Origin of the sequence: Pedococcus sp., assembly GCF_036000045.1 — a bacterium.
Taxonomy (GTDB): domain Bacteria; phylum Actinomycetota; class Actinomycetes; order Actinomycetales; family Dermatophilaceae; genus Pedococcus.
Genome location: NZ_DASYGF010000049.1, coordinates 21,547 through 31,176, shown reverse-complemented (window position 1 = coordinate 31,176; position 9,630 = coordinate 21,547). Strand labels below are relative to the sequence as shown.

At 68.9% G+C, this 9,630-nt stretch carries 10 protein-coding genes; 6 read left to right on the top strand and 4 right to left on the bottom strand.

Annotated elements, in window-relative coordinates:
* The 4 genes from recF to dnaA all read right to left on the bottom strand — a co-directional run.
* Positions 1 to 1,056: DNA replication/repair protein RecF (gene recF, locus VGN50_RS07945; RefSeq protein WP_327444196.1), on the bottom strand; the 1,056-nt coding region annotated here is incomplete at its 3' end.
* A gap of 27 nt (positions 1,057 to 1,083) precedes the next feature.
* Complete coding sequence (gene gnd, locus VGN50_RS07940; RefSeq protein ID WP_327444195.1) at positions 1,084 to 2,154, bottom strand: phosphogluconate dehydrogenase (NAD(+)-dependent, decarboxylating); 1,071 nt, start codon at positions 2,152 to 2,154, stop codon at positions 1,084 to 1,086.
* A 114-nt stretch (positions 2,155 to 2,268) separates the two neighbouring features.
* Positions 2,269 to 3,402: a DNA polymerase III subunit beta gene (gene dnaN / locus VGN50_RS07935; RefSeq protein WP_327444197.1), complete on the bottom strand. Its 1,134-nt coding sequence runs from the start codon at positions 3,400 to 3,402 to the stop codon at positions 2,269 to 2,271.
* 627 nt (positions 3,403 to 4,029) lie between these two features.
* On the bottom strand, positions 4,030 to 5,496 hold the full coding sequence (gene dnaA / locus VGN50_RS07930) for a chromosomal replication initiator protein DnaA (RefSeq protein ID WP_327444193.1): 1,467 nt from the start codon (positions 5,494 to 5,496) through the stop codon (positions 4,030 to 4,032).
* 473 nt (positions 5,497 to 5,969) lie between these two features.
* On the opposite strand from dnaA, the gene rpmH reads away from it, so the two are divergent.
* The 6 genes from rpmH to rsmG all read left to right on the top strand — a co-directional run bounded on the left by rpmH (position 5,970) and on the right by rsmG (position 9,465).
* Positions 5,970 to 6,107 carry a 50S ribosomal protein L34 gene (gene rpmH / locus VGN50_RS07925; RefSeq protein WP_098483823.1) on the top strand — a complete coding sequence of 46 codons (138 nt, stop codon included), beginning with the start codon at positions 5,970 to 5,972 and terminating at the stop codon, positions 6,105 to 6,107.
* A gap of 10 nt (positions 6,108 to 6,117) precedes the next feature.
* The gene (gene rnpA / locus VGN50_RS07920) at positions 6,118 to 6,558 is read left to right on the top strand and encodes a ribonuclease P protein component (protein ID WP_327444192.1); all 441 of its coding nucleotides are present in this window, start codon (positions 6,118 to 6,120) and stop codon (positions 6,556 to 6,558) included.
* Positions 6,555 to 6,860, top strand: a complete 306-nt coding sequence (yidD, locus tag VGN50_RS07915) for a membrane protein insertion efficiency factor YidD (RefSeq protein ID WP_327444190.1) — start codon at positions 6,555 to 6,557, stop codon at positions 6,858 to 6,860. The genes rnpA and yidD overlap by 4 nt, the downstream gene beginning before the upstream one ends.
* Before the next feature lie 102 nt (positions 6,861 to 6,962).
* Positions 6,963 to 8,000 (top strand): membrane protein insertase YidC, encoded by a 1,038-nt coding sequence (gene yidC / locus VGN50_RS07910; RefSeq protein WP_327444189.1) that lies wholly within the window; start codon positions 6,963 to 6,965, stop codon positions 7,998 to 8,000.
* An 11-nt stretch (positions 8,001 to 8,011) separates the two neighbouring features.
* Positions 8,012 to 8,641 carry a protein jag gene (locus VGN50_RS07905; RefSeq protein WP_327444188.1) on the top strand — a complete coding sequence of 210 codons (630 nt, stop codon included), beginning with the start codon at positions 8,012 to 8,014 and terminating at the stop codon, positions 8,639 to 8,641.
* Between the two features lie 26 nt (positions 8,642 to 8,667).
* A complete protein-coding gene (gene rsmG / locus VGN50_RS07900) occupies positions 8,668 to 9,465 on the top strand; it encodes a 16S rRNA (guanine(527)-N(7))-methyltransferase RsmG (RefSeq protein WP_327444187.1) in 798 nt (265 codons plus the stop codon).
* The last annotated feature ends 165 nt before the right edge of the window (positions 9,466 to 9,630 follow it).

The window sequence follows — 9,630 nt, the reverse complement described above, 5'->3', positions numbered from 1 at the left end:
GGTGTCGAGCTCGGCGAAAACGTCGTCCAGCAGCAGCACCGGGTCGTCACCGAGGTCGTGGCGCAGCAGCTGGTATGCCGCGAGCTTGAGTCCCAGCGCGAACGACCAGCTCTCGCCGTGGCTGGCATAGCCTTTGGCCGGCAGCTCGCCGAGGGAGAGCACGAGGTCGTCGCGATGCGGCCCCGCCAGGGACACGCCCCGCTCGACCTCCCGCTCGCGCACCTCGGCCAGGGTGGCCAACAGCTCCTCGCGCAGCTCCGCCGGCTCGGGCACCTCGCCCAGGGTGATGCGCCCGGCCGCCTCCTCGCGCAGCGAGCTGCGGTAGGAGAGTCGCGCGTCGGACTGCCCGGCGCTGACCTCGTCGTACGCCTTGGTGAGATATGGGCCGAGGTCGCGCAGCAGCCGCAGCCGGGCATAGAGCAGCTGCGACCCGACGGTCGCGAGGTGGTCGTTCCACACCTCGAGGGTGTGCAGGGCTGAGGCGCGCGCGTCGTCGCCCGGCTCGTCCTGGGGCCGAGGACGGTGGCGGGCACCCCTGCGCAGCACCGGCTGAGCGGACTTCAGCAGGGCGTTGCGCTGGCGCAGGATCTTGTCGTAGTCACCGCGCACGCCGGCCCAGCGGGGCTGCCGCGAGACCAGCAGGTCGTCCACGAAGCGCCGTCGCTCGGACGGGTCACCCTTGACCAGAGCCAGGTCCTCGGGCGCGAACAGCACCGTGCGCAGCGTGCCGAGCACCTCCCGCGGGCGGGTGACCGGCGATCGTCCGAGCCGGGCCCGGTTGGCGCGGCCCGGGTTGAGCTCGAGCTCCACGAGGGTCTCGCGGCCCTCGCGCACCACGGCGCCACGGACCACCGCCTGGTCGGCGCCGAAACGCACCAGGGGCTGGTCCGTGGCGACCCGGTGGCTGGAGAGCGTGGCCAGGTAGTGGATCGCCTCGACCAGGTTGGTCTTGCCCTGGCCGTTCATCCCGACCAGCGTGGTGATGCCGGGTTCGAGCGGCAGCTCGGCAGCGGCGTAGCTGCGGAAGTCGGCGACGGTCAGGTGACGGACGTGCACGGGCCCCCGATCAGGACCGGTCGGGGGTCAGCGCGCCGCGCGCTTGCGACCCGACCCGCCGGTCGCACCCGTGCCGGAGGAGGGACCCGCGGCCGCGGCCTTGCGGCCCTTGGCCGCCGCCTTGCGCGGGCCCGGGGGCTGCTCCTTGGGCTCGACCTTGGCCTCGACATGCTTCTCGTGCTTGGGCGCGCCCTGGTTGCGCAGCTCCTCGCCCTCGGCCACCGTCATCACCTGGTGGCCGCCGAAGCCACCGCGCAGCGCCGCGACGGCCTGCATGGTCGGCGACTCCTTCTGGCGGGAGGCGAAGCGCGCGAACAGCGAGGCGGAGATGACCGGCATCGGCACGGAGTTGGCAATGGCCTCCTCGACCGTCCAACGGCCCTCGCCCGAGTCGACGGTGTAACCAGAGACGTCGTCCAGGTGGGGGTTCTTGTCGAGCGCGTCCACCAGTAGGTCGAGCAGCCAGGACCGCACGACGGTGCCACGGGTCCACGCCTTGAACGCGCCGGGGACGTCGGTGACGATGTCCTTGGCCTCGAGCAGCTCGTAGCCCTCGGCATACGCAGCCATCAGGCCGTACTCGATGCCGTTGTGCACCATCTTGGCGTAGTGGCCCGCGCCGACCTTGCCGGCGTGGACGAAGCCCTCGTCGCGGGGACCCTCGGGGCGCAGGGCGTCGAAGATCGGCATGGCCTTCTTGACGTTGGCCGCGGAGCCGCCGACCATCAGGCCGTAGCCGTTCTCGAGACCCCAGATGCCGCCGGAGACACCGCAGTCGAGGTAGCCGATGCCCTTGGCCTTGAGGAGCTTCTCGTTCTCGAAGTCGTCGGTGAACCGGCTGTTGCCGCCGTCGATCACCAGGTCGCCCTTGTCGAGCAGGTCGGCGAGCTTCTCGACCGTCTCACGCGTGGGCCCACCGGAGGGCACCATGACCCACACGGTGCGGGGAGCGTCGAGCGCCTTGACCAGGGCCGCCATGCTCTTGACGTCGGAGACCTCGGCGTTGCGATCGAAGCCGACCACCTCGTGACCCGCGCGGCGCAGGCGCTCGCGCATGTTGCCGCCCATCTTCCCGAGACCGATCAGACCGAGCTGCATGAGAGGTGCCCTTCTGTGTCGAGGCGGCTGCACTGAGGTGCAGCCGGAGTGGGTGCGGCGCGCGCCGCGGCAGACGAGCCCGCCGTCGCGTGCTCAGGCTACGCCCGGGTGTGGTCAGCTCGCGAAGCGAACGGGCATGAGCACGTAGCGGTACGAGGTGTCGGCCTCGCCGTCCTCCTTGTCCTGGCCGGACAGCACCGCAGGCCGCGACGGCTGGGTGAACGACAGCCGGGAGTACTCGGTGCCGACCGCGCCCAGGCCGTCGAGCAGGAACTGCGGGTTGAAGGCGATCTCCATCTCGGGACCGGTCAGGCTGGCCTCGACGGCCTCGGAGGCCTGCGCGTCGTCACCGGTGCCGGCCTCGATCGCGACCTGGCCGTCGGTGAACCGCAGCCGCACCGGGGTGTTGCGCTCGGCGACCAGCGCCACGCGCTTGACGGCCTCGACGAGCTCGGCGGTCTTGATGACCGACTCGGTGTCGACCGTGGTGGGGAAGATCGAGGTGACCTTGGGGTACTCGCCGTCGAGCAGGCGCGTGGTCGTGCGGCGCTGGCCGGCCTCGAACCCCACGAGCCCCTCGCCACCGGCCGAGGAACCCAACGCCACCTCGACCGTGCCGGAGGCGCCGAGCGCCTTGGCGGTGTCGGACAGCGTGCGGGCCGGGATGAGCGCCACGTGGGAGGCGTCGATCGCCTCGGGGTTCCAGGTCAGCTCGCGCATCGCCAGGCGGTAGCGGTCGGTGGCCAGCAGGGTCATCTTCTCACCGTCGATCTCGACCCGGACGCCAGTGAGGATCGGCAGCGTGTCACCGCGGTCGGCGGCGATGGAGACCTGGGCGACGGCCTGGGTGAACACGTCACCGGCCACCGTGCCGCTCGGAGCGGGCGCGGTGGGCAGCGTCGGGTAGTCGTCGGCGGGCATCTGCATCAGGCTGAACCGCGACGAACCACACGTGACCGAGACCTTGTTGCCGTCGGTGGAGACGTCGACCGGGCGCGAGGGCAGGTTGCGCGAGATGTCGGCGAGCAGCCGACCGAGGACCAGGACCGTGCCGGCCTCGGCCACGTCGGCGGGGACGGTGATCTTGGCGGAGACCTCGTAGTCGAAGGCCGACAGCGTCAGCGAGCCCTCGTCGTTCGCCTCGATGAGCAGGCCGGCCAGGACGGGGACCGGGGGGCGGGCCGGCAGGCCACGAGCCACCCACGTCACGGCGTCGGCGAGCACCTCACGTTCGACCCGGAACTTCACCGTCACTACCTGCCCTTCGCGTGCGGCGTCGCCGCGGTCAAACCTCAAGAATGTGATTGCGGACTGACCCTAGTGCTCGCACCCCGGTGGGCCAACCCGGATCGAGCAATCCCGTTCTGGTTGTCGTTTGGACGCCGTTGGGGTTGCCGTTCGAGCAGTAGGTACTCGGGGCGGGACTCTGAGTTGATGGATCTCGTCGTTGTCATAGGGGATGTGGATCATGGGGACAACCCGCGTCAGTGCAGGTCAGACGCGCAACAACCCTGTGTATGCCGCGTGGACGCGGCGGCGCACAAGCTGGCTTGGGGTGTGGACGAGCGGGTTGTCCCCACAGGGTCTCCACACGGCATACGGGCTCCGTCCCCACCTGCGGCGGCAGCGTGCACGGGTTCTGCACGGGTTATCCACAGAGGCAGTTCGCCACATCCTCCGTTCGGAGGATGGTCAAAGCCGGTCATGGTCTACCCACAGAGTTGTCCACAGGTGTGGATCATGTCGAAGTTGCCGTGAATGTCGCCTTTTTGTGTGGCCATCGGCCCTCTGACCAGCGCGAAGGCACCCGAGTTCGCCAAGGTGACGAAACGGTGAAGACGAAAGCACACCTGTGGACAAAGGTGTGGACGGACCTCAGCGAGACTGCTGCTTGATCCGGTTGGTCAGCTCGGTGACCTGGTTGTAGATGGCGCGACGCTCGGCCATCAACTGCCGGATCTTCTTGTCGGCGTGCATCACCGTGGTGTGGTCGCGGCCGCCGAACTGCTGCCCGATCTTGGGCAGGGACAGGTCGGTCAGCTCGCGGCACAGGTACATCGCGATCTGGCGGGCCGTCACGAGCACTCTCGACCTGGAGGAGCCACAGAGGTCCTCGATGGTCAACCCGAAGTAGGCGGCAGTCTGGGCCATGATCGTCGCGCTGGTGATCTGGGAGCCCTGCTCGTTGGGGATGAGGTCCTTGAGCACGATCTCGGCCAGGCCCATGTCGACGCTCTGCCGGTTGAGACTGGCGAACGCGGTCACGCGGATCAGGGCGCCCTCGAGCTCGCGGATGTTGGTCGAGATCCGGCTCGCGATGAACTCGAGGACCTCGTCGGGCGCGCTCATGCGCTCCTGGATGGCCTTCTTGCGCAGGATGGCGATGCGGGTCTCGAGGTCGGGCGGCTGGACGTCGGTGAGCAGGCCCCACTCGAACCGGCTGCGCATGCGCTCCTCGAAGCCGCTGAGCAGCTTGGGGGGCAGGTCAGAGGTGATGACGACCTGCTTGTTCGCGTTGTGCAGGGTGTTGAAGGTGTGGAAGAACTCTTCCTGCGTCTGCACTTTGCCCTGGAGGAACTGGATGTCGTCGATGAGCAGGACGTCGACGTCGCGGTAGCGCCGCTGGAAGTTCGAGGCCTTGTCGTCGCGGATGCTGTTGATGAAGTCGTTGGTGAACTCCTCCGAGTTCACGTAGCGCACCTTGACGTGGGGGTAGAGGTTGCGCGCGTAGTGCCCGATGGCATGCAGCAGGTGGGTCTTGCCCAGCCCGGACTCGCCATAGACGAACAGCGGGTTGTACGCCTTGGCCGGCGCCTCGGCCACGGCGACCGCGGCCGCGTGGGCGAACCGGTTGCTCGCGCCGATGACGAAGGTGTCGAAGGTGTACTTCGGGTTGAGCCGAGTCGCCGACTCCTCGGACACCATGGCGATCTCGTCGCGGGGCCGGCGGTGGCTGTCGCTCGGCGCCATCAGGGGGTAGACGTTGTCCGGCTGGGCCGAGGCCATCGGCTCGTCGAAGGTGGTGTCGTCCTCGTCGGCCGTCCTGCCCACGGTGTCCTCGGAGCCGTGGCCCTCCTCCAGCGAGGGGTCCACCGTCACGGCCAGGTGGACGGCGATGCCGAGCTGGGAGGACAGCGCCTGCGTCACCTGCTCGCGCACCCGGGTCTCGACGACGTCCTTGGTGTAGTCGTTGGGCACCTTGACCAGCGCGGTGCCGTCGAGGAGGCCGGAGAACCTGGCGAGGGTCAGGAACGCCCGCTCGCGAGCAGGCAGTCCATCAGCGTCGAGAGTGGAGATGGTGTTCTGCCAGATCTGAGCGAAGTCCAGATCTGGATCACTCACTGGTCCCACATCCCTTTCGACGGTGGTCGCTTCTACCCTGTCTTCGGGTCATGGTGCTGTGTCCACACACTTATCCACAACCTGTGGGTGAAGTGGGAGGACGAGGACGGACGTTAACAACTCCGACGTGTGACCGGCAACCTGAACGGCAGAAAAAGGCCGGGTAACGGCGACAATATCGCGAGGTGCCCGGCGTGTCCCGTCCGGATCGGAAAGACGTGGTGCTAAGGGCCGTACCCGGGGACGCGCGCGCTGGTTTGACCGTCCGCCGCGTGCTCGCGTACCGTGGACGCGGCCTGTCGGCCGTTTTCGCATGCCCGTGACCACGCACCCAGCGGTCCTCCCGGACCACCGGCTGCACGCGGGTTTCCGATTGCGGCCGAGGCACAGCACCAGCCCCGATCAGCATGGATCAGCCAGAGCAGCCCAGCTCAGCACCCTCAGGCGATGCCTGACAGTTACGGAGAACCAACGTGAGCAAGCGTACTTTCCAGCCGAACAACCGTCGCCGCGCCAAGGTCCACGGCTTCCGTCTGCGGATGCGGACCCGCGCGGGCCGTGCGATTCTCTCGGCTCGCCGCCGTAAGGGTCGCTCCGAGCTGTCAGCCTGAGGCTCGGTCCGTGCTGCCCGCCGGGCACCGGCTGCGCGCGAGCGCGGACTTCTCGGCGGCTGTGCGCGGTGCGAACGGTCAGGCCGGCGGCGGTCGAGCAGGTGCCGGGGGCGCGTCCCGCGCACTGCGGGTCGGCTCCACCCTCCTGGTCCTCCACCTCAACGCGACCGACGCGCGCTCGGGTCTCCCGGCGCGGGTCGGTTTTGTTGTCTCCAAGGCCCTTGGTGGCGCCGTCGTGCGCAACCGCACCAAGCGGCGTCTGCGCGCCCTGATGGCCGCTCGTCTCGACCGGCTGCCTGCCGGGACCGATGTCGTCGTCCGCGCGAGCTCCGTTGCGGCCCACGCGGACTCACGCGAGCTCGGCGCCGAGCTGGACGGCTTGCTCAGCCGCGGCCTGGCCCGCCTGGCCCAGCGCAGCCAGCCCTCTTCACCGACGGACGCGCAGTCATGAGCCGGGGCGTGGTGCACACCGTGCAACGGGTGCTGGCGGCGCCGCTCATCGGGATGATCGTCTTCTACCAGCGGGTCATCTCTCCGATGACGCCCCCGACGTGCCGGTACTACCCCTCCTGCTCGGCCTACGCCCTGACGGCGATCCAACGGTTCGGACCGTTCAAGGGAACCTGGCTGGCCGTCAAACGGTTGGTCAGATGCCACCCGTGGACGGCTGGGGGCGTGGACCACGTGCCCGCGGCGCCGCTCGACCGACAGGCGCCCCCCGCTCCCGCGCCACCGACCCACGCCGCGCGCTAGCGGCGCAGAACCAGACCTGCCGGCGGCGCGGCATACCCGCAGCGCAGCCGGAACCACCGGTGGACCGTCACCTCGGCGCTCCACCACCAGATTGAGGACGAGATGCAGTTCTACACATCGCTGATCTACCCGTTCGAATGGATCGTCTCGTGGATCCTCTACGGGTGGCACACGCTGTTCACCGCGATCGGGATCCCCTCCGGGTCGGGGGTGGCGTGGGTCCTGTCGATCGTCGGCCTGGTCGTCGTCATGCGAGGCGCGATGATCCCGCTGTTCGTGCGGCAGATCCACGCGTCGCGCCGGATGCAGCTGATCCAGCCGGAGATGCAGAAGATCCAGGCGAAGTACAAGAACAAGAAGGACCCCGAGTCCCGCCAGGCCATGACCCAGGAGACCATGGACCTGTACAAGCGGACGGGGACCAACCCGTTCAGCTCGTGCATGCCGATCCTGGTGCAGTCGCCGTTCTTCTTCGGCCTGTTCCGCGTGCTCAACGGCCTCAAGGACATCGGCTCGGGCAAGACGCATCCGATCGGCCCCATCTCCCGCACCCTGGCGGCCCAGGCCGAGGGCTCGACGCTCTTCGGTGCGCAGCTGTCCGACAAGTTCATCGGAGCGCACAGCCTGACCGTGCAGATCGTGACGATCCTGCTCATCGTGCTCATGTCGGCCAGCACCTTCACCACCCAGCGGCAGCTGATGATGAAGAACATGCCGGCCTCGGCGCTGGACAACCCCTTCGCCAAGCAGCAGAAGATGCTCCTCTACGCGATGCCGCTGTTCTTCGCGATCTCGGGCGTGAACTTCCCGATCGGCGTCCTGCTCTACTGGCTCACGACCAACGTGTGGTCCATGTGTCAGCAGTTCTACGTCATTCGCCGTATGCCGGCGCCGGGCTCGCCCGCTGAGAAGGCCATGCAGGAGCGTCACGCCAAGCGGGGCAAAACGGTCAAGGCGTTCACCGTCAAGGGACTCGACAAGGACGCCGACGTCGCGGACGGAGTGCCCGCCGAACCGACCAAGCCGGTGAGTGGCCAGCGGCAGCAGCCCAGCCGTAACAAGAAGCGCAAGCCCAACCAGGGCAAGGCCGCGCAGCCCGCGAGCCCCATCACCGAGAACACGCCGCAGACCAAGAACTGAGAGCTATCACCATGAGCGAACAGCACCACACCGCAGTGGAGACCACCCCGGCGCTGGATGACACCTCGGGCGACCGAGCGGTGATCGACGCGAGCACGGCCAGCACGGCCAGCAATGGCGAGCAGAGCGAGCACCCGGTGGCGGAGTCGACCCGCCCCGCCCGTTCGGGCAAGGTCGCGGACCTCGAGCGCGAGGGTGAGGTCGCGGCGGACTTCCTCGAGACGCTGCTGGACATCGCCGACCTCGACGGCGACATCGACGTCGACATCGAGGGCGATCGCGCAGCCGTCTCCATCGTCGACTCCGAGGACGGCCGCGTGCCGCGCCGCCTGATCGGCACCAATGGCGTTGTGCTCGAAGCCATCCAGGAGCTGACCCGCCTCGCGGTCCAGGCCGCCACTGGTGAGCGCAGCCGGCTCATGCTCGACGTCGCGGGCCACCGGGCCGAGCGTCGCGCCGCTCTGGTCGAGATCGCCCGGTCGGCCATCGAGACCGTCAAGGCGACCGGTCATGAGACCTCACTGGAGCCGATGACCGCCTTCGAGCGCAAGGTCGTCCACGACGAGGTCCTGGCCGCTGGCTTGGCCTCCGAGTCGGACGGTGTCGAGCCGAAGCGCCACGTCGTCGTGCTGCCGGCCTGATCGCCGTTTCACGTGAAACCTCGCGCATGACGCAGCCTCCACACGATCCAGATCTCCACCACGACGGGCGCGGGACCGGCCAGACCGGACCCGCGCCCGTCGCGGCATCACCCCCCGCCCCGAGCACGCTGACAGCCCCTCCGCCGGCCCCGCTGTCGGCGGCGAGGGTCTTCGGGCCACGGCTGCCGGTGGCCGAGGCGTTCGTCGCGATCCTCGCAGACACGGGTGTGTCCCACGGACTGATCGGTCCTCGTGAGGTGCCGATCCTCTGGGAGCGACACGTCCTCAACTGCGCCGTGGTGAACGAGGCGTTCCCGGAGGCCGCCGAGATCGTCGATGTCGGCTCCGGCGCGGGTCTGCCCGGCCTGGCCCTGGCGATCGCCCGTCCCGACCTGCACGTCCATCTTGTCGAGCCGATGCTGCGTCGCACCACCTGGCTGTCGGACACCATCAGCGCGCTGGGTCTGGACCGGGTCGAGGTCCACCGGGGCCGCGCGGAGGAGTTCCACGGCCGCCTGGCGGTGCCCTATGCCACGGCCCGGGCCGTCGCCCGGATCGACAAGCTGGCCCGGTGGACGTTCCCCCTCTTGAAGGACGGGGGCACGCTGGTGGCACTGAAGGGGTCTCAGGCCGCCGAAGAGCTGGCCGCCGAGGAGCCCGTGCTGCGCCGCCTCGGCCTGGTTGACGCTCAGGTCCGCAGTTACGGCGCCCAAGAGCTCGAGGTGCCGACTGTGACGTTGGAGCTGACTGTCGGCGCTCGACCTGCTGGTCGGCGCACGTCCAAGGGAACCACCAAGGCGAAGTCTGGGCGCCGTCGCGCGTGACGCGCTGTTCCAGTGACGGACCTGCCTCCCCGGTTAGGACCTGATCCCGCCGTAGGGTTGGATGATGCCCATGGGTGACGAGGTGACCGGGTGACGATGGCAGCACTCCAGATCGACCGGGGCCTCGGGTGGCCCCGGCTCCCCAGCCACCCAAGCAGTGCGCCC